At 72.8% G+C, this 18086-nt stretch carries 18 protein-coding genes and 1 tRNA gene; 7 read left to right on the top strand and 12 right to left on the bottom strand.

Annotated features, from left to right (window positions below):
* The first annotated feature begins 34 nt into the window (after nt 1–34).
* A complete protein-coding gene (locus VGB14_03550; GenBank protein HEX9991981.1) occupies nt 35–874 on the top strand; it encodes a phosphotransferase in 840 nt (279 codons plus the stop codon).
* A gap of 524 nt (nt 875–1398) precedes the next feature.
* Here VGB14_03550 and VGB14_03545 read toward each other — a convergent pair.
* The 4 genes from VGB14_03545 to VGB14_03530 are packed head-to-tail and all read right to left on the bottom strand — an operon-like array spanning nt 1399 to nt 4098.
* Nucleotides 1399–1815, bottom strand: a complete 417-nt coding sequence (locus VGB14_03545; protein HEX9991980.1) for a DUF2382 domain-containing protein — start codon at nt 1813–1815, stop codon at nt 1399–1401.
* Nucleotides 1815–2489, bottom strand: a complete 675-nt coding sequence (locus VGB14_03540; GenBank protein HEX9991979.1) for a hypothetical protein — start codon at nt 2487–2489, stop codon at nt 1815–1817. Before VGB14_03540 ends, VGB14_03545 begins: the two co-directional genes overlap by 1 nt.
* 41 nt (nt 2490–2530) lie before the next feature.
* Nucleotides 2531–3283, bottom strand: coding sequence for a PRC and DUF2382 domain-containing protein (locus VGB14_03535; protein HEX9991978.1), 753 nt, complete (start codon nt 3281–3283; stop codon nt 2531–2533).
* Between the two features lie 35 nt (nt 3284–3318).
* Nucleotides 3319–4098 carry a hypothetical protein gene (locus tag VGB14_03530; GenBank protein ID HEX9991977.1) on the bottom strand — a complete coding sequence of 260 codons (780 nt, stop codon included), beginning with the start codon at nt 4096–4098 and terminating at the stop codon, nt 3319–3321.
* A gap of 186 nt (nt 4099–4284) precedes the next feature.
* Here VGB14_03530 and VGB14_03525 point away from each other — a divergent pair, with 186 nt between their 5' ends.
* Nucleotides 4285–5541 carry a sigma-70 family RNA polymerase sigma factor gene (locus tag VGB14_03525; protein ID HEX9991976.1) on the top strand — a complete coding sequence of 419 codons (1257 nt, stop codon included), beginning with the start codon at nt 4285–4287 and terminating at the stop codon, nt 5539–5541.
* An 18-nt stretch (nt 5542–5559) separates the two neighbouring features.
* Here VGB14_03525 and VGB14_03520 read toward each other — a convergent pair whose 3' ends face one another.
* Genes VGB14_03520 through VGB14_03510 form a run of 3 tightly spaced genes read right to left on the bottom strand, consistent with a single transcriptional unit; the run spans nt 5560 to nt 7347 of the window.
* The gene (locus VGB14_03520; GenBank protein HEX9991975.1) at nt 5560–6423 is read right to left on the bottom strand and encodes a multicopper oxidase domain-containing protein; all 864 of its coding nucleotides are present in this window, start codon (nt 6421–6423) and stop codon (nt 5560–5562) included.
* 53 nt (nt 6424–6476) lie between these two features.
* Nucleotides 6477–6953, bottom strand: coding sequence for an ImmA/IrrE family metallo-endopeptidase (locus VGB14_03515; GenBank protein HEX9991974.1), 477 nt, complete (start codon nt 6951–6953; stop codon nt 6477–6479).
* On the bottom strand, nt 6928–7347 hold the full coding sequence (locus VGB14_03510; protein ID HEX9991973.1) for a helix-turn-helix transcriptional regulator: 420 nt from the start codon (nt 7345–7347) through the stop codon (nt 6928–6930). Before VGB14_03510 ends, VGB14_03515 begins: the two co-directional genes overlap by 26 nt.
* Before the next feature lie 222 nt (nt 7348–7569).
* On the opposite strand from VGB14_03510, the gene VGB14_03505 reads away from it, so the two are divergent.
* The 4 genes from VGB14_03505 to VGB14_03490 all read left to right on the top strand — a co-directional run bounded on the left by VGB14_03505 (nt 7570) and on the right by VGB14_03490 (nt 11423).
* A complete protein-coding gene (locus VGB14_03505; GenBank protein HEX9991972.1) occupies nt 7570–8541 on the top strand; it encodes a CBASS oligonucleotide cyclase in 972 nt (323 codons plus the stop codon).
* A 7-nt stretch (nt 8542–8548) separates the two neighbouring features.
* The gene (locus VGB14_03500) at nt 8549–9055 is read left to right on the top strand and encodes a hypothetical protein (protein ID HEX9991971.1); all 507 of its coding nucleotides are present in this window, start codon (nt 8549–8551) and stop codon (nt 9053–9055) included.
* Between the two features lie 74 nt (nt 9056–9129).
* Nucleotides 9130–9966 carry an ATP-binding protein gene (locus VGB14_03495; protein HEX9991970.1) on the top strand — a complete coding sequence of 279 codons (837 nt, stop codon included), beginning with the start codon at nt 9130–9132 and terminating at the stop codon, nt 9964–9966.
* Nucleotides 9966–11423 carry an SAVED domain-containing protein gene (locus tag VGB14_03490; protein HEX9991969.1) on the top strand — a complete coding sequence of 486 codons (1458 nt, stop codon included), beginning with the start codon at nt 9966–9968 and terminating at the stop codon, nt 11421–11423. The genes VGB14_03495 and VGB14_03490 overlap by 1 nt, the downstream gene beginning before the upstream one ends.
* Before the next feature lie 783 nt (nt 11424–12206).
* Here the strand turns inward: VGB14_03490 and VGB14_03485 are convergent.
* From VGB14_03485 to menC, 3 genes are all read right to left on the bottom strand, one after another.
* Nucleotides 12207–12280 (bottom strand) — tRNA-Val (locus VGB14_03485).
* Nucleotides 12281–12323: 43 nt separating this feature from the next.
* Nucleotides 12324–13997 carry an aryl-sulfate sulfotransferase gene (locus VGB14_03480; protein ID HEX9991968.1) on the bottom strand — a complete coding sequence of 558 codons (1674 nt, stop codon included), beginning with the start codon at nt 13995–13997 and terminating at the stop codon, nt 12324–12326.
* Between the two features lie 11 nt (nt 13998–14008).
* The gene (menC, locus tag VGB14_03475; GenBank protein HEX9991967.1) at nt 14009–15121 is read right to left on the bottom strand and encodes an o-succinylbenzoate synthase; all 1113 of its coding nucleotides are present in this window, start codon (nt 15119–15121) and stop codon (nt 14009–14011) included.
* A gap of 73 nt (nt 15122–15194) precedes the next feature.
* On the opposite strand from menC, the gene VGB14_03470 reads away from it, so the two are divergent.
* Entirely contained in the window at nt 15195–16913 is a 1719-nt protein-coding gene (locus VGB14_03470; protein ID HEX9991966.1) for a sialidase family protein, read from the top strand.
* A 12-nt stretch (nt 16914–16925) separates the two neighbouring features.
* On the opposite strand, the gene VGB14_03465 is transcribed toward VGB14_03470, so the two are convergent.
* On the bottom strand, nt 16926–17687 hold the full coding sequence (locus tag VGB14_03465) for a tryptophan 2,3-dioxygenase family protein (protein HEX9991965.1): 762 nt from the start codon (nt 17685–17687) through the stop codon (nt 16926–16928).
* Nucleotides 17684–18086, bottom strand: a 403-nt coding sequence (locus VGB14_03460) for an acyl-CoA dehydrogenase family protein (protein HEX9991964.1), incomplete at its 5' end; no start/stop codon positions are given. The genes VGB14_03465 and VGB14_03460, both read right to left, overlap by 4 nt.

The following is an 18086-nucleotide window of genomic DNA, read 5'->3' as shown; positions in this document are numbered from 1 at the left end:
GGATCCCACGATGCCGGGATCATCCCCCGGGAGCGTGGACCGGCGCCGGCACGTCGCCTCTGCCAAGGTGGCCGGGATGGCCGAGGTGGAGCAGCGGCTCGAGGGCGGGATCGCCAACGCCGGCCGGGTCGTCCGCGTCGGCCCGCACGTCCTGCGCCCCTCCGGCCCGCACTCGGCGTCGGTCCACGCCTTCCTGCGGGCGGTGCGGGAGGCCGGGTTCGAGGGTGTCCCGTCGCCGGTCGGCATCGACGAGGACGGCCGCGAGCGCCTCGTGTTCGTCGACGGCGACGTGCCCGTGCCGCCCTACCCGGCGTGGAGCCAGTCCGACGCCGCGATGGCGTCGGTCGCCCGGCTGCTGCGGGGCCTCCACGACGCCGCCCGCGGGTTCGACCCCCGGGGCCGCACGTGGAACGGCGCGCTGGCCGACCCGGCCGGCGGGACGCTCGTGGGCCACAACGACGTGGAGCCGTCGAACGTCGTGTTCCGGGACGGCGTCGCCGTCGCCCTGCTCGACTTCGAGTTCGCCGCCCCCGGCCGCCCCGTGTACGACCTGGCCCACCTCGCCCGCCTGTGGGTGCCGATCGACGACGCCGTCGACCGGGCGAGGCTCGGCTGGCGGCCCGCCGACCGGCCGGCCCGCCTCCGGCTCGTCGCCGACGCCTACGGGCTCGACGGCGACGGCCGGGCCGAGCTGCTGGCGGCGATCGACGACGCCCTCGACCGCATCGAGAGCGCCACCCGCCGCATGCTCGCCGCCGCCGCCGACCCGACCGCGATCGCCCTGTGGAACCAGACCGGCGGCAGCGAGAAGTACGCCCGCCGCCGCCGCTGGTGGACCGCCCACCGCGCCCGCTTCGCCGCCGCCCTCCTCTGACGGGCTTCCGGTTCTCGGTGTGAGCGCTGCTGGCCGAGCGTGTCGAGAGTCGCGCCGGGGCGGTCCACTGCGCCGCTCGTCATGCGCGGCGTGGCACTAGCAGTAGCGAGTGGTCACCGATGCTTCGGCAGTCTGGAAGGGCGCCCGGCGAGACCGCGTCGGCCGACGCACCACTCCGTGGAGTACAGCGTCGAGCCGATTGGCCATCAATCTCCAGGTCGCGGGCCGCCGCCCGACGTAACCGTCCGCTCCTGAACGACCTTGGCCCCGCACTCGATCGAGCACGCGGCCGAAGACCATCCGTCCCACGGTCGCGAGATGATGATCGGGTTCCGCTCGATCGGCTTGCCGCAGCCGCCACAGTTCAACATGGCTCGACGGTAGACCGCATCCCGGACCCGCGGTCGGCCGTCGGGCGCACGATGGCGGGACCTACCCGAGCAGATGGTCGCAGATGGTCGTCGTCGGTCACTGGAGGCCGAGCCGGGCCGGCTGGCTCGACGCGCCGGCTCGAGGGCGGCGCTCTACGGCTGGCGGTCGTCGACGATGCGGTCGGCGACGGCGTCGTCGGCGTCGACCTCGACCCGTTCCTTGCGCAGCTCGGCGGTGACGACGCGGTCCTCGGTGACCGTGTGCTTGCGGATGATGATCCGCTCTCGGACGACGAGGCGCTTCTCGACGACGAGCTGCTCCTCGAACACCGGGATGGAGACCGACCCGTCGGGCAACGTCTCGACGAGCCCGCTGTCGCCGGCGGGCGCCGCCGTGCGCTCGACGTCGGCGTGCTCGATGCCGACGGCGACGACCTCCTCGACCGGTTCGGACTCGACGACCTTGCGGGCCCGGATCCGGCCGGCCTCCTCGCGGGTCGTCCCGGCCGCGAGCTCCTCCTCGGAGCGGACGACCTCGGCGACGTCGCGATCCTCGTGGTGGGCGGTCATCACGGCCTCCTGACGATCAGGCGACGGTCGTCGCCGAGCCCGCCGACGCCGCCCTCGCGGGTGCGGGCGACGAGGGCGTCGGCATGGCGGTGGTACCGCTCGCCGAGCTTGCCGCCGAACCAGCCGGCGGCGAGCGCGGCGACCGCGCCGGCGACCGCGCTGACGATGGCGGCGATGCCGGTCCGGTCGCCCGAGAACCACTGCGGGAGGTCCACGTTCGCCAGGACGTCGTACTTCTCGCCGAGCCACGCGCCGAGGGCGGCGAGGCCCGCTGCCAGCAGCACGAACAGCAGCGCCGTCACCAGCCCGTTGCGACCACCGTCGTACCTCGCCACCCGGCCGGCCACCCACCCGCCGACGAAGAAGGCGACGAGGAGGACCACGATGCCGGCGACCAGCCCGCCGAGGGAGAGGTCGCCCTCGTCGGCCTCGCCGAGCTGGTAGCCGACGGTGCCGGCGGCGCCGGCGAGGCCACCGAGGAGCACCATCGTCCCGAGCGCGGCCAGCAGGCCGGCGACGGTGGCGAGCGGGTCGAGGCCGCCGAAGTGCCGCCTCGCCTCCTCGATGCCGACGTCGTCGCCGGCCCGCCGCACGCGGATCCCTCCGCTGCGGACGTCGGCCGCCGCCGACGGCAGGTCGTGGGCCCGGTCGTCGCCGACCGACCGCTCGTCCATGGTGCTCCTCTCGTGCTCTCGTGGCTCGTCGTGCGCCCGGGTCAGCGACCCGGGACGTCGCCCTCCGCCTCTATGCGCTCCTTGCGCACGTCGGCGCTGACCTGCTGCTCCTCGGTGACGGTGTCGGTCGCGAGCCGCACCCGTTCCTTGGGCACGACCTGCTTCTCGACCACCGGCTGCTCCTCGGTGAGCACGACCTCGTGCTCGGCCTCGGTGATGTCGGGGCCGCTCGTGGCGGCGGCGACGTTGGCGTCGGTGATCGGTTCCCGCTCGAGGCGGGCCACCTCGCGCTCGACGGGGACCGTCGTCGTGACGTTCTCGGTGACGACGTGCTTCCGCAGCCGGGCCCGGCCGGCCTCGACCCGCTGGGTGCCGACGGCGACCTCCTCCTCGGATCGGGTCATGGCGTCGTCGGTGGTCGGCCCGCTGGTGTCGTACCCCGTGGTCGTCCCGGACCGGTCGTAGGACCAGTCGCCGAAGTCGCGGCCGTAGTGGTCGTACAACCGGCGCTCCTCCTCGGGGCTGAGGTGGCCGTCGGCGGCGGCGTTGGGCGCGTCCTTGACGAGGGAGGCCTCGTACGGGACGCGCACGTCGTCGCCGGCGGTCGTCGCCCCCGAGATCGGGACGAAGCTGAGGTCGCCGCCGAAGAGCCCCGTCTTGACGGCGAGCCACTCCGGCTGCCCGCTGGGGTCGTCGAGGTACACGTCCTCGACGGTGCCGATCTTCCCGCCGTCGCGGTCGACGAGGGTGCGGCCGACCCACGCGGTCGCGTCGCTGCTGGGTGTGGTGGTCACGGTGCTCGTTCCGTCGGGGTTCCGGGGGGACAGGCTCAGCGGGTGGTCCTCGCCGTGGTGGCTCCGGCGGTGCCGGTGCCGGCGGCCGGCGGCTGGCGGAGGTCGACGCTGCGGGTCGCGCGCGTCTGCTGGCGGACGACGGGCAGCTCCTGGTCGAGACGGCTCAGGGCCCGCTGCCACCGGTCGCGCATGGCCCAGATGCCGCCGCCGCCGACGGCGACGACGGTGACGCCGACCACGATGGCCAGCAGGGCGTAGAACAGCCCGGTCACGATGGCCGGGGCGATCTGGAGCTGGTTGAGCGCCGCGAAGACGCCGACGACGATGATCGCCACGGCGACGCCGTTCGCCAGGGCCCGCCCGTAGGACAGGCCGCCCATGGTCGCCTCGAGCAGCTCACGGACGGCGGCCGCGATCGCCGAGACGACGACCACGATGAGGATGGCGGCGAACACCTTGGGCAGGTACGCGATGACCGACGCGAGCAGGTCGCTGACGGGGTTCGTGCCGAAGACCCCGAACGCCATCTGGAGCACGAAGAGAAAGAGGGTGTAGAAGACGAGCTTCCCGACGACGTCACTGGCGTCGTACTTCGAGCTCTCGAGCGCCCGGCCGATGCCGCCGCGCTCGATCGCACGGTCGAACCCGACCCCCTCGAGCACCTTGTCGACCACTCGGGCGATGATCTTGGCGACGAAGTAACCGATGACGAGTATGACCAGGAAGCCGACGAACTTCGGGACGAACGCGGCGATGTCCGACCAGGCATCCTCGATGCCCTGGCTGAACTCGATGTCGGCGAGAACTGCGGTCATGACGCAACCCCTTGTGCGGCGAACGACCGGTCTTCCGTACCCCATTCCGGCGGCAGCGAGCCGTGCTCATTTCCAGATTTCCGGCGCCACTATTGATGTATCACGGCGCGTCGAATTGACGGCCGGACACCGAGCGGTGAAGCCGTCGTCGCCGGTCACGAAGAGGAACGCGCCAGAGGGCGCGCCATGACGCGCCAGCTCACCGACGGCGAGGTGGAGGCGCTCGAGCCCCTCGTCAGGGGAATCGTCCGGCGCAGGGTCCGCGACGAGGCGGCGGTCGACGACCTCGTCCAGGAGGCCTTCGTCCGCCTGGCGACGGCCCGCGAGCGCCTGAACGGCGGTGCCCTCGCCCCGTACGCGGCGACCGTCGCCCGGACGGTCGTCATCGAGGCGGCCAGGCGCCGCGAGCGGCTCGAGCGCCACCTTCCCCGCATGCTCGACCGCGTCCCGCCGGCCGAGCCCGAGGACCTCCTGCTCGACGCCGAGGAGCGCGACGCCGTCGAGGACGCCCTCGACCACCTCCCACCGGCCGACCGCGCCGCCCTCGTCGCCCACGAGGTGCACGGCGCCCGACTCGACGCCCTGGCCGCGACGACGGCCACCACCCCGGGGGCGACGGCAGCCCGCCTGGCCCGGGCTCGCGCCCGCCTCCGCGTCGAGTACCTCATCGCGCTGCGACGCGTGGACCTGCCCGGCGACGCCTGCCGGCCCGTGCTCGTCGCCATCTCGGCCGGCGACCGCCGCCGGCAGCGGACCCTCGCCGCCGGCGACCACCTCCTCTCGTGCCCGACGTGCGCGTCGCTCGCCCCGCCCCTCGCCGAACGTCGCCGGGCCCTGACCGCCCTCCTCCCCTTCGCCGTCGCCGCCATGGGCGCCCGCCGCCTCGTCGCCAAGGCCAGGGCCCACCCGGCGGCCACCGCGACAGGAGCGACGGCCGTCGCCGTCGCCGTCACCGCCGCCGCCGTCGTCGCCGCCCGACCGCCCGAGACGCCGCCCCCTGCCCCGGTGGCCACCGCCACGTCCACCGAACCGGCCGAGCCCGGGCCCACCGAGCCGTCCCGGGCGACGACCACGCCGACCGCCGACACGGCTGCGCTCACCGTCGACGACCGCACGCTCCTCGACCTGGCCCCCGACGAGCTGGCGGCGTTCGCCGGTCACCGGGTGGAGGCGTCGGGCGTGCAGGTCCTCGGCGTCCCCGCCGACGAGGGGTTCTGGGTCGGCTCGGGCCCCGACCGGCGGATCTGGGTCGCCCTCGAGGGCACCGGCGAGTCCCCCGTCGAGATCTCGCCCGGCCAACGCCTGGACTTCGTCGGCACCCTCGTCGCCAACCCCCCCGGCTACGCCCGGTCCCTCGGCCTGTCGCCCGCCGACCAGGCGGCGCTCACCGCTGCGGCCCACCACGTCGCCGTCCTGTTCCAGGCCGTCACGCCCAGCGACTGAGCACTCCGCCAGCCCGCGCTACTCGACGACGATGGCCGTGACCATGCCGAACATCCCGGTATCCCGCTCGACGTGGTTGAGGATGTGGCAGTGCCACACCCAGGTGCCGGGGTCGTCGAGGTGGACGAGGACGCTGTAGCGCTCGCCCGGGCCGACGAGCACGGTGTCGGCGTAGTAGGGCTGGTCGAGGGGGAACCCGTCCTTGGCCACCACCAGCTGGTCGAACTGGTGCAGGTGCATGGGGTGCACCTGGAGGCCCTCGTTGAAGTAGTGGATGAGCACCCAGTCGCCGGCCCGAGCGGCGATCGGTGCGGTCGCAGGGAAGCTCTTGCCGTTGAGGGACAGGCCGATCACCCCGGCGTCGTTGAGGACCATGGGGATCTCCTGGTCGACGGTCGCGCCCGCCGGCAGCGGCAGCGGCAGCTCGCCCACGAGGAACACGGCGAACAGCCCGTTGGGCACGGCCATCTCGCCGTGGGCGTGCGCGTGGTACCTGGCGACGGCGGGGCCCTCCGCGGTGAACTCGTAGGTGAAGGACTCGCCGGGAAGGACGGGGTCCTGGGTGATCGGGGCGACGCCGTCCATCGAGTTCGGCACGTCGACGCCGTGGAAGTGGATGTCGCTCATGACCGGGAGGTCGTTGTGGAACACGACCCGGACCCGGTCGCCGTCCTCCACGTGCACCATCGGGCCGGGGACGGTGCCGTTGTACGTCCACGCGTCCACGACCCGGCCGGGCTCCACCTCCCACGGTGTGACCGCCGCGGTCAGCTCCAACTGCTTGGTGCCGTCGGGGAGCACGGTCGGCTCCAGCGTCTCGTTGCCGGTGCCCTCGGTCTCGGCCGGGAACGACGAGATCGTCTCGAGCATGGCAGCGTCCATGGCCGCCCAGTCGTGCTCGTCGGCGCACGCCCGTAGAGGCGCGGGTGGGCGATTCACGTCGGGTCAATGAGCCCCAAGTTGACGAGACGGAACCGCATCGCCTGCTCGCTAACGTCGAACTGATGCGCCAGCCGGGCAACCGCGGTGTCCTCATCGACGCCGCGGCGGGCCGTGACCAGGCTCATGAAGTTGTCACGGACCCAGTCGGCGGGCATCAGGAGAGCGGCGCCGAAGCTGTTGGCCTCACGTTCCTCGCGATCCGTGCCGGCCGCCGAGGTCCCGTCGCGGAAGCGCAGCGTTGCCGTCCCGTCGAGGTACGCGTCAGCGTCATGCAGGCGGTGGTGGCCGAGCTCGTGCGCGATGGTGAAGCGCTGCCGGTGCCGATGATGGTCCTGGTTGACCACCATGACGGTGACCGCGCCGCGGCGATAGAGCATCCCCGAGACGTCCTGCCCCCCGATCGAGTCGAACGCCAGGCGAATGCCCTCGGCGGCTACGAGCTTCTCAACCGGAACCGGCGGCTTGGTCACGCCGGCCGCGTCGAGCAGCTGGCGTGCGGCCCGCTCGACTTTGCCTGGTACTCGCGGCAATCTCGTCTCCTTCGTACTCGCCCATCATCCTGGCGACGGCCCGCGCCGCAGCCTCCGGCACGCCCTTATCGACCAGCTCCCGATCCAGCGGCTGCAGGCTCCGGGCACCTGCGTCCGGCAGCAGCGACGCGGCGTCGACCCCGAGCACCCGGGCCAAAGCAAGGAGGTGATGGACCGCGAGCCGCTGCTGCCCGGCCTCGATGTTGGCGAGCGCCGACCGGCTCATGCCGCACGACGACGCAACCGACTCCTGCGACAGGTCGCGTTCCCGTCGCAGCCGGCGCAGCGCCTCGCCGATCTGTCGGTACTCGGGCTGAAGCTCAAGGTCCGGCACGAACCACATTGTGACCGCCCCATCACTCCGCGTCAACGACACGGACACGGGAGGTGGCCAGCATGGTCGACGACATGTCCGTGTCACTGGCGATGTACCTCTGTTGCTATCGCTGACGTCCCTGGTAATCTCGGGTCGAACCACCGCGGGCTCTCGCACCGGCCGACCGACCATCGGGGGTCACGCGGCACCGCAGCAACCGGGACAGGGAGACGAACGCCAATGCCCGACGAGAAGGTCACCGCCGACGACCTCGCCGCGTTCGCCGAGAACAAGGTGAACCTGCCCCCGTCGGTGGCCGCGGAGAAGCGCGAGCAGGTCAACACCTTGCGCAAGCGGCTGGAAAAGAAGATCGACGAGGAGCCGGGCTTCTCCCTGGTGAAGATGCGCCACGCGGGCTCGGTCGCGAAGGGCACCGCGTTGCGCACGGTGAACGACTTCGACGTCGCCGTGTACGTGAAGAAGGACGACGCTCCGGTCGGCGATGACCAGCTGGTGTCGTGGATGGTCGAGCGGCTCCGCGACGCCTACAGGGGGCTGATCGACCCCGACCAGGTACAACTGGGCCCGCACTGCGCCACCATCACGTTCAAGGGCACCGGCACGATGGTGGACGTCGTGCCGGTCCTGTACGAGGGAGCGGACAACGACTGCGGGTTCCTCGTGTCCAAGGACAGCGGCGAGCGGCTGCTCACCAGCGTGTCGCTGCACCTGGAGTTCGTCCGCAGCCGCAAGAAGCGCTGCCCCGACGACTGGGCGCAGGTCATCCGGTTCGTGAAGTGGTGGGCGAAGCAGCACAAGAACGCCGACCCGGACTTCAAGTTCAAGTCGTTCATGGGCGAGCTGATCGCCGCGCACCTGCTGGACGCCGGCGTGTCGTTCACCAACCACGCCGCCGCGCTCGACGCCTTTTTCGAGTACGTCGTCCGCACCGAGCTGCGGGAACAGATCGCGTTCACCGACTTCACGCCGGCATCGCAGATCCCCGCGCGCGGCGACGCGCCGATCGAGATCCTCGACCCGGTGAACGCCGCCAACAACGTGGCGAAGCGCTACACGGACACCGACCGAAAGCGCATCGTCGTCGCCGCCGAGGAGGCGCTCGACGCCGTCACCGAGGCCAGATTCGCGACCACGAAGGCGCAGGCCGTGCAGTGCTGGCAGGTCGTGTTCGGAACATCGTTCAAGGGCTAGGAGACGAATGAGTACCTACACGACCACCAGCACGCAGACGTTCACGACGTCGAAGGCGAAGTACGTTGCGTCGAAGGTCCAGACGGACCTGCGGCAGTTCCAGCGCTGGTACGGCGAGCCGTCGGACGCCAGGATCGATGCGTACCACGAAGAGCTCGTCGTCCTGTCCTCCCGCGGCCTGGTCGACCGGGTGAAGTACGGGTTCCAGCGCAACGGCATCTGGGTGCTCACGCTCGAGTACACGTTCCGCTACGACGGCACCCTGGTCGGTGACGACCGGGCCGGCGGCGTGCGGCACACCTTCAGCCGCGACGGCGCCGCGTTCGGTAGCTACCTCTACTTCTCGTCGGCGTGGGACCGGCTGAGCCCGGGCGAGCGCGACGAGGTCCGCCGGCTGCTGCCCTTCGACCGCACGCCGAGCGACGAGGCCGGCTACGCCGCCGGCCGCTACGCCAGCGACCGCACCTTCTCCGTCGACGGCAGCGGGGCGTCCCGCCGGATGTTCGTGGCATGACCAACCCCGCCGACCTGTTCGAGGAGGACCTCGATCTCCCTGACCCGGACGCCGACCGCCGCTACCACCAGCTGATGGGCCTCGACGACACCAAGGCCAGGCTGGCCAAGGAAGCCGAGCTGATCCTGCAGCCGGCGCTCATCGAGCAGTGGAGCAAGGACCACCACGGCACCGTCCTCACCGCGGTGCGCCGCATGGAGGACCGGGCACCGCTGTTCGTGTTCGAGGGCGACGTCGGCAGCGGCAAGACGACGCTGGCGGAGACGTTCGCCAGCGACATCGCCCGGCGGCACCGCGTCTCGGTCAAGGTGCACCGGCTCAGCCTGCGCGCGCGAGGCAGCGGCGCCGTCGGGGAGATGACGCGGCTGCTCGGCGCCGCGTTCGACTTCGTGCTCGGTGAGGCGCGCAAGCACCGCACCAACCGCCCGACCGTGCTCGTCGTCGACGAGGCCGACGCCATCGCGCAGTCCCGCGAGGCCGGCCAGATGCACCACGAGGACCGCGCCGGGGTGAACGCGCTCATCCGCGGCATCGACGCGCTCACGAACGAGCGCAAGCTCGGCATCATCGTCGTGCTGTGCACCAACCGTGCCGACGACATCGACCCAGCGGTGCGCCGCCGCGCTGCTGCGTCGTTCCCGTTCGGCCGGCCCGACGACGCCCAGCGGCACGCGATGCTCACTGAGCTGTTTGCCGAGGCAAGGTTCACCCCGGCCGACATCAAAAAGCTCGTCGCCGCCACCGGGCCGACCACCGACCGGCCGTACGGCTACGCCCACTCCGACATCGTGAACCGGCTGGTGCCGGCGGCGATCCTGGCCGCGTACCCCGACCGGCCGCTCACCGCCGCCGTCGTCCTGGAGCAGGTCGCCCGGCACGCGCCGACCAAGCCGTTCGGCGACCGCTCCTGATGTCGCTGGCGAGCGCGACGCCGCCTCCGAGCGCCAGCGGGGCGCGCCTCACCGGGGACGACACGCAGCACGCGATTGCCTGGTACCACGCGCTGCGGGCGGTGCAGCCCCGCTCCGGCATCACCGCCATCGCCGTGGAGGCCGCGAAGGCAGGCAACGTCGACGACGTGGTCGTCCGGCACGCGGCACCCCCCGACGAGTACCTGCAGGTGAAGGCCGCCGTCGCCGCCATCGAGCCGGCCTCGATCGGATGGCTCACCAGTCCGACCGCGAGCGGCGGCCCCAGCATCCTCGGGCGCTTCCACTACTTCTACGGGCAGGCCGCCGCGGCAGGTCGCACACCAGAGCTGCAACTCATCACGAACCGGTCGATCGACCCCAATGACCCGATCCTCGTCCTCCGCGACCGCCGCGACCGGGTCGCAGACCGGCTCCGGCGCGCGAGCGACCGACGCACCGTCGCCGCCCGGGTTGAGCTTGCCGACCACCTCGGCGTCTCCGAGGAGGCGACCTGCGCCTTCCTCGACTGCGTGCGCCTGCGCACCGACGCGTCCGAAGCGGCGTGGATCGAGCACATCCAGCACCTCAGCATCAGCCTCGGCCTGCAGGCCACCGAAGCCGCCGTGCGGCTCGGTCTCGCCGAGGTCCGGGAGTGGGTGAAGACCTCGCGGGCGGAGAAGACGGTCGCCGACGTCAATGCCGCGGTGGACCGGCTCGGGCTCCGGCTCGCCGACCCCTGGGAAGTGCTCGTGGTCCAGGCGCTGGACACCGAGGCAGACACCAGCGACGCCGCGGCCGTGCTCGACTGGGTCGACCGCTTCGTCGGTGACGAGGCCCGCACCCGCCGCGGCCTGCACCGACCCCAGGAGTGGAACACGGTCTTGCGGGACGAGCTCGCCGCGGCCGAGCGAGCCCTGCACACCAAGCGGGTGCTCGTTCGCGGGCAGGCGCGGCTGCCGGTGTGGTTCGCCGTTGGCGCGCAGCTCGCGCGGACCCGCGGCTACCACGTCGCCACCGTCCAGACCGGCGAACTGTGGTCCACCGACCGCACCCCGCCAGCTCTACCCACGCTGACGCCAACGCCGCTGCGTGATCCGGTGCCGGGCGAGCCGCTCGCCCTCGCCGTCGCCATCTCCGCCGACCCGGGCGACGCCGCCGCCGCTTACCTCGCCGCCCATGTGCCGTCCGCCGGACTCCTCCGCCTCAACCTCGCCGCCGGCATCGGCTCGCACGCCCTGACCGGCGCCGATCACGCATGGGCCACCGCGCTCGCCGTCCGTGACGAGGTTCGCCGGCTCACCGCGTCGTTACGCCCGCCCGCCGTGCACCTGTTCCTCGCGGCGCCGGGAGCGTTCTCGTTGCTGCTCGGGCACGTATGGGACCGGCTCCCCGACACCCAGACCTACGAAGACCTCAAGGCCGACGGCTACGAGCAAGCGTTCCTCATCCCGAACTGACGAACGCCACAGGCACCATGCACACCTGAACGCGGCAACCCCGAGCCGCCCAGGACCCGCACTACCGTGGACCGACGGTGCCCTTGTATAGCGGCCGCGTGGAACTGACGTGGACGACAAGGACTTGCGGCTCCTCGCGCACGCGGCCGGGGCCTACGAGTGGGCCCCCGCCGCCGACTAGCGGGTCGCCGGATTCGGGCCGCTCTCCGGAGTTGAGCGGCTTCACCCTATCGAAGTAACAGCTTGGCGCACACCACCGCGATCGAGTGGAACGCGACCCCACAACGTCGTCCCCCGTGAGCGGTTGCGCACATAGGCGCGCGGCCCCGTCGGGGTGTAGGTCTCGCGCTGGGCGGCGGGCAACGACTTCGTCGCCGACGCAGATCTCCGGGCCGCCGCTGGTCTGCAATCCGCTCTCGGCGACGTCGCCCTCGGACTAGAGGACTCGGTGGGCGACGGCGTGAGGATCCGCCGCGTCCGGGTGCGCCGATCGATCATCGGGTGCGCTTCGCCGGCGCGCCTCGACGCCAGCCACGGGGTCACCATGGCGGCATCGAGGGTGCGCACCCGTCCTGAGAGGCGGGAGCGGGGCAACCAACTCCAGAGCGGCTCCCGCGCGCACTCCACCGCTGCTCGCCTTCGTTCCACCGGACCACGGGTCGCCGGGCCATGTCGACCTCCGCCAGGGTGGCCAGGGAGCCGAAAGCCGCCTCCGCTTGGGTCCCCTGCGCGATGCCACCGAACGGCGCCCGGCCGCACAGCGCTTCACCTGCGGCGTTCCGGTGGGCCGTGAGGGACTCGAACCCCCGACCCCTTGCGCGTCATGCAAGTGCGCTAACCAACTGCGCCAACGGCCCGGAGCGGCCAGCGTAGCCGACCGGCCGGGCCGTGCCGCTCCGATCAGGGGCCGTACAGGGACGCCAGGCGCTCGGCCCGGTAGACGGCCCAGTCGGGGGCGTCGTCGTACAGCCGCAGCTCCCACACCGGGTCGCCGCCGCTCGGGCCGTCGGCCGGGTCGACCTCGAGCAGGCGGGCGCTGACCTCGGTCGTCTCGCTGCTGAGGCCGCCGTCGTCGATCAGGACGTTCCCGTTCGGCAGCGGGTCGGCGTCGCCGACGAAGAACGCGAACGCCGGCTGCCCGTCGAGCACCGACGGGTACTCCCACACCTGCCGCACGGTCCCGGCCTCCTCGTCGACCTCGTAGCGCACGGCCCGGCTCTGGGGCGGCGTGCCCGGCGGGACCGGCCGGCCGTTCCCGTTGTCGTAGAGCAACAGGTCGCCGTCGTCGAGCACGTGGATGGCGTGCTGGTGGTACGGCCAGCGCCCGTCCCCCTCCATCCGCAGCGTCCCGCCCGGCCCGAGGCGCCAGCGCAGCTCGCCGGTCGCCCGGTCGACGGCGATCACCGCGTCCAGGTGCCGCACGGAGACGAGCAGCGCGTCCCGCCCCTCGTCGAGCACGACCGAGTTGGCGTGGCTCCAGTCCTTCACGTCGCCCATCGAGGCGTACATGAACGTCGGGACAATGGTCGGCGACGTGAACGAGCAGACGGCCGCCTGCGCCGGGTCGGCCACCGGGTCGAGCAGGTCGCCGAGCGGCCACTCCCCCACCACCTCGCCGGTGTCGGGGTCGAACTCGACGACCACGTCGCTCACCAGCTGGTACCGGCCGGGGAAGGTGGCCGGGTCCTCGCCGCAGCGGGGCGCCGGGAACGGCACGTCGAGCAGCTCGGTCGACAGGGCGAGGAGGTTCCCTCCCGGCAGCGGGCCGACCTCGTGGTGGATGCTGTCGGTCTCGACGGGGATGGCGTCGTCGCCGATGATCCGCCGCCCGTAGCGGTCCTCGGCCAGCCGGCCCCGCACGAGGGACCCGGCCCACTCCCGCACGGTGGTGCCGAGCACGTCGATCTCCCTCGCGCCCAGGTTGTCGTACTCGAGCAGCAGGTGGCCGTCCTCCAGCTGGCGGACGTCGCCGATGGGCTGGGGCGCCCGGTAGTACCAGACGACCTCGCCCTCGGCGTCGACGGCGAGCACCCAGCCGGCGTCGGGGGCGTCGGCCGCCGGCGTGGTCGCCGGGTCGGGCCCGCCGAGGGGGATGGCGTCGAACATCGTCACCCCCGGCGCCATCCGGGACGGGTCCGACCGCACCACCTCGAACCGGGGCATCCCCTCGGGCAGGGCGCCGGTGGTGAACGTGGCGACGGCCGGCTCCTCGACCCCGAGCCCGCCCACCGTCACCTCGTACTCGGTCTCGGCCCGGAGCCCGACGAGGGGGATCTCGTGCTCGTCGGACGCGCCCCTGGTCGGCACCACCCACGACCGCCCGCCGCCCCGCACGGCGACGACCGGAAGGGTGGCGACCGACGTCGTGAACGTGAGCACGGCCGACAGGGTCGAGTGCGGGCCCTCCTCGACGGCCACGTCGGCGACGGTGACCGCGCCCGTCGTCGTCGCCGTCGTCGAGGACGAGGCGGCCCCGCCGCGCCCGCCGCCGTCGCCCGACCCGGAGCCGGAGCCGGAGCAGGCGGCGGCCACGAGGCCGAGCGCGACGAGGCAGGCGAGGACCGGGCGAGGCACGGCGGGCGATGCTAGGCGGGGGGTCGGACGACCTCGCGCTCCTCCGTCACCTCGTCGAGCACGTCGGGGAGGGGGTCGACCCCGATCCCCGGCCCGGCCGGCACGGCGAGGCACCCGTCCACCAGCTCGAACGGCGGGGTGACGTCGACCTCGTAGTACCGGCGGGAGGCCGAGACGTCGCCGGGCAGCACGAACCCGGGCAGGGCGGCGAGGGCGACGTTGGCCGCCCGCCCGATCCCCGTCTCGAGCATCCCGCCGCACCAGACGGGGACGCCGTTGGCGGCGCAGACGTCGTGCACCCGGCGGGCCTCGAGGTAGCCGCCCACCCGCCCCGGCTTCACGTTGACGATCGAGCAGGCGCCGAGGGCGATGGCGTCGGCGGCCGCCCGAGCCGAGGTGATCGACTCGTCCAGGCACACCGGCGTGCGGATGCGGGCGGCCAGCGCGGCGTGGCCCCGCACGTCGTCCTCGGGCAGGGGCTGCTCGATCAGCAGCAGCCCGAACGGGTCGAGGCGGGCGAGGTGGGGGGCGTCGGCGAGCGTGTAGGCGGTGTTGGCGTCGACCTGGAGGAGGACGTCGTCGCCGAAGCGCTCCCGCACGGCCCGCACCGGCTCGACGTCCCACCCCGGCTCGATCTTCAGCTTGATCCGCCGGTAGCCGTCGTCGAGGTAGCCGGCGACGGCGTCGAGGAGCTCGGGGACCGACGGGTGGATGCCGACCGAGACCCCGGCGGGGACGGCGTCGCGCACGCCGCCGAGGAACGAGGCCAGCGAGGTCCCGGAGGCCCGCAGCTCGGCGTCGAGGACGGCGGCCTCCACCGCCGCCTTGGCCATCGGGTGGCCCTTCACCCAGGCGAGCGCCAGGGCGACCCTGGCGGCGGTGACGTCGCCCGTCGCGAACAGCGACGGCAGCAGGAACCGGCGGGTCACGTCGGCCGCGCCGTCGAGGAACTCCGGCGAGTAGGCCGGCTCCTCCATGGCGACGCACTCGCCCCAGCCCTCGGCGCCGTCGCCCTCGACCCGCACGAGCAGCGCCCGCCGCACCGTCTGGGTGCCGAACGAGGTGCGGAACGGGGTGACGAGCGGCAGCTCCACCCGCCGCAGCTCCACGGCCAGCAGCTTCACCGGGCCAGCCTGCCACCCCTCGACAGCGGGGGCCGGCGGGCGTACGGTCCGGAGCGACCCTAGGAGGGCCGCCATGCGAGTCCGTGCCCTGTCCGCAGCGATCGCGCTCGTCGTGGGGGGCCTCGTGGTCGTCGCCCCGACGGTCTCGGAGGCCTCGCCCGCGGGCCGCTTCGGCTACCAGCCGGGACCGGGCCGTCCCCGCCTGTCCGGCGCGGCCGACCCGTCGCTCGCCACCCTCACCGGGCGGGCCGTCCCCGCCGGCGCGGCGTCGGCGCCCCGGGCGTCCGACGACGTCCAGGCCAACGGCGACAACAAGCGGGACACCGACGACCAGTACGGCAGCGGCGAGGGCTTCCCGCAGAACGAGACGGCGGCGGCCGTGAACCCGACCGACCCGTCGAACGTGCTCGTCGGGGCGAACGACTACGAGCACGTGGTCGACAGCGTGATGGGGCTCTACGCCTCCTTCGACGAGGGCCGCACGTTCTCCCTCAGCCGGTTCATCCCCCAGGTCATCACCCCGGACCGGCGCATGCTCGGCACCGGCGACCCGGCCATCGCCTTCGACCGGGCCGGCGTGGCCTATTCAGCGGTGATCTCCTTCGGCCGGGCCGACTGCGACTCCTACGTCGCCGTCAGCCGGTCCTACGACAAGGGCGTCACGTGGAGCGCCCCGGTCGGCGGCGAGTCGGCCGGCACCGGCCTCGTCGTCGGGGACGGGATCGTGGCCCACAACGGCGGCCCCGAGGACTGCCGGATCTTCCACGACAAGGAGTGGATCGCCGCCGGTCCCCGTCCCGAGGGCGTCGAGCTGCTGCCCGGGACCAACCCCGACCACGTCGGCGCCGACCGCCTCTACGTCGTGTGGACCCGCTTCGACTTCGGCGAGGGCGGCCTCGGCTTCAACGACGCGCCGATCTACCTGTCGATGTCCGACGACGAGGGCCGCAGCTGGAGCCCCGGCATGGAGATCAACGGCCGGGCCCCGTTCTGCGAGTTCCAGTTCGGCGACGCCGACGGCCAGTGCGACGAGAGCCAGTTCGCCATCCCGGTGACGGACCCCCGCACCGGCCGGGTCTACGTCGCCTTCGAGAACTTCAATACGCCGTCCACGGTGTTCAACCGCTACCTCGTCACCCACTCCGACGACGGCGGCCAGACGTGGTCCCGCCCGGTGCTCGCCACCCGCGTGGTCGACGGCGCCGACACCTACCCGACCTGCTTCGGCAGCCAGACGCTCGACCTCATGTGCGCCAGGGTCAACGCCAACGGGAACATCGACCTCGACCCCCGCAACGGCGACCTGTACCTGACCTGGGCCGACAACCGCAACGGCTCGCCCACCGACACGAACACCGACGTGTTCGTGACGACGTCCAGGGACGGCGGCGCCACCTGGTCGCCGGCCCGCAACCTCACGGGCACCTCGGAGGACGACCAGTGGTTCCCGTGGCTGGCCGTCTCGCCGGAGGGCACCGTGGTCGTCACCTACTTCGACCGCCGCTACAACGGCCCGCTCCGCATCGACACCTCGCTGTCGGTATCGACCGACGCCGGGGCGACGTACAGCACGCGGCGGGTGAGCGAGGTGTCCTGGAACCCGGACTTCGCCTTCCGGCTGGGCACGTTCATCGGCGACTACAACGGCCTCGACGTCAACGCCCGGACCGCCTTCCCGGCCTGGACCGACGCCCGCTTCGGCGAGCGCAACGAGCCCGGCAACAACCCGCCGCACCAGCAGTCCGACGTCATGGTCGACGCCGAGCCGATCCCCGGCGCGGGAGGCGGGTGAGCGCGGGGGCCGCTACAGCTCGGCCCTGACCTGCCAGAGCTCGGGGTAGAAGCGCTTCTCCAGGGTCGCCTTCAGGTAGGCGGCCCCGGTGGAGCCGCCCGTGCCGATCTTCGTGCCGATCTGGCGCTCGACCATGGCGACGTGGCGGAAGCGCCAGAGCAGGATGGCCTCGTCGTGGTCGATCAGCGCCTCGGCCACCTCGAACAGGTCGGCGTTGGAGCGGTGCCCGGCGACGACCTCGGCGAGCGGCGGCGACCCCCGCCGCTCCAGCAGGCCGCAGAACGCGTCCCACAGGGTCGGCTCGGACCGGCGCCGCTCGAGCCTGGCCCGCTCCTCCGGGGTGGACGCCAGCCGGCTGAGCACGGCGCCGTCGTCCTTCAGGCCGGACACGTACTCGATCTCCCGGAACTGCACCGACTGGAACCCGCTGGCCGGCGCCAGCTCGGAGCGGAACTTCAGGAAGTCGCCGGGCGCCATCGTCTCGATCACGTCGACCTGCTCGAGCAGCAGCCGCTCGACCGCCTTGATCCGCCGGAAGTGGTGGCGGGCGGCGAGCAGGTCGTCGTCGGCGACGGCGTCCCTCGCCCGCTCCAGCTCGCACAGCAGCACCTTGAACCACAGCTCGTAGGCCTGGTGGACGACGATGAACAGCAGCTCGTCGGGCGCGTCGGTGAGCGTCCGCTGGGCGGCCAGCAGCTCGGTGAGCGCGAGGTAGCTGCCGTAGCTGAGCCGGCCGCCCTCCTCGCCGAAGCTGGACGACGGTCGGTCGCTCACCGGTACAACCCCCTCGCGATCACGGTGCGCTGCACCTCGCTCGCTCCCTCGTAGATCCTCGGCCCCCGCACCTCCCGGTACAGGCGCTCCAGCAGGTGGCCCCGCTCCAGCCCGGCCGCCCCGTGGAGCTGCACGGCGTCGTCCACCACCCGCTGGGCCGTCTCGGTGGCGAGCAGCTTGGCCATGGCCGACCGGGTGGTGACGTCCGGGTCGCCGGCGTCGACGGCCTGGGCGGCGTCGTGGACGAGGAGGCGGGCGGCGGCCGTCGCCGTGGCCATGTCGGCCAGGCGGTGGGCGACGGCCTGGAACTCGCGCAGGGGCCGGCCGAACGCCTCCCGGGCGGCGGCGTGGGCGACCGCCGCGTCCAGGGCGGCCTGGGCCATGCCGACCGCGAACGCG

This window comes from Acidimicrobiales bacterium (assembly GCA_036399815.1).
Classification (GTDB): domain Bacteria; phylum Actinomycetota; class Acidimicrobiia; order Acidimicrobiales; family DASWMK01; genus DASWMK01.
This window is presented reverse-complemented; position numbering and strand designations above follow the sequence as displayed.

Coding starts and splice junctions, on each gene's coding strand:
- VGB14_03545 (HEX9991980.1), bottom strand. CDS start 1,815: ATGACCGCCCACCACGAGGATCGCGACGTCGCCGAGGTCGTCCGCTCC.
- VGB14_03540 (HEX9991979.1), bottom strand. CDS start 2,489: ATGGACGAGCGGTCGGTCGGCGACGACCGGGCCCACGACCTGCCGTCG.
- VGB14_03530 (HEX9991977.1), bottom strand. CDS start 4,098: ATGACCGCAGTTCTCGCCGACATCGAGTTCAGCCAGGGCATCGAGGAT.
- VGB14_03525 (HEX9991976.1), top strand. CDS start 4,285: ATGACGCGCCAGCTCACCGACGGCGAGGTGGAGGCGCTCGAGCCCCTC.
- VGB14_03520 (HEX9991975.1), bottom strand. CDS start 6,423: ATGGACGCTGCCATGCTCGAGACGATCTCGTCGTTCCCGGCCGAGACC.
- VGB14_03505 (HEX9991972.1), top strand. CDS start 7,570: ATGCCCGACGAGAAGGTCACCGCCGACGACCTCGCCGCGTTCGCCGAG.
- VGB14_03500 (HEX9991971.1), top strand. CDS start 8,549: ATGAGTACCTACACGACCACCAGCACGCAGACGTTCACGACGTCGAAG.
- VGB14_03495 (HEX9991970.1), top strand. CDS start 9,130: ATGGGCCTCGACGACACCAAGGCCAGGCTGGCCAAGGAAGCCGAGCTG.
- VGB14_03490 (HEX9991969.1), top strand. CDS start 9,966: ATGTCGCTGGCGAGCGCGACGCCGCCTCCGAGCGCCAGCGGGGCGCGC.
- VGB14_03470 (HEX9991966.1), top strand. CDS start 15,195: ATGCGAGTCCGTGCCCTGTCCGCAGCGATCGCGCTCGTCGTGGGGGGC.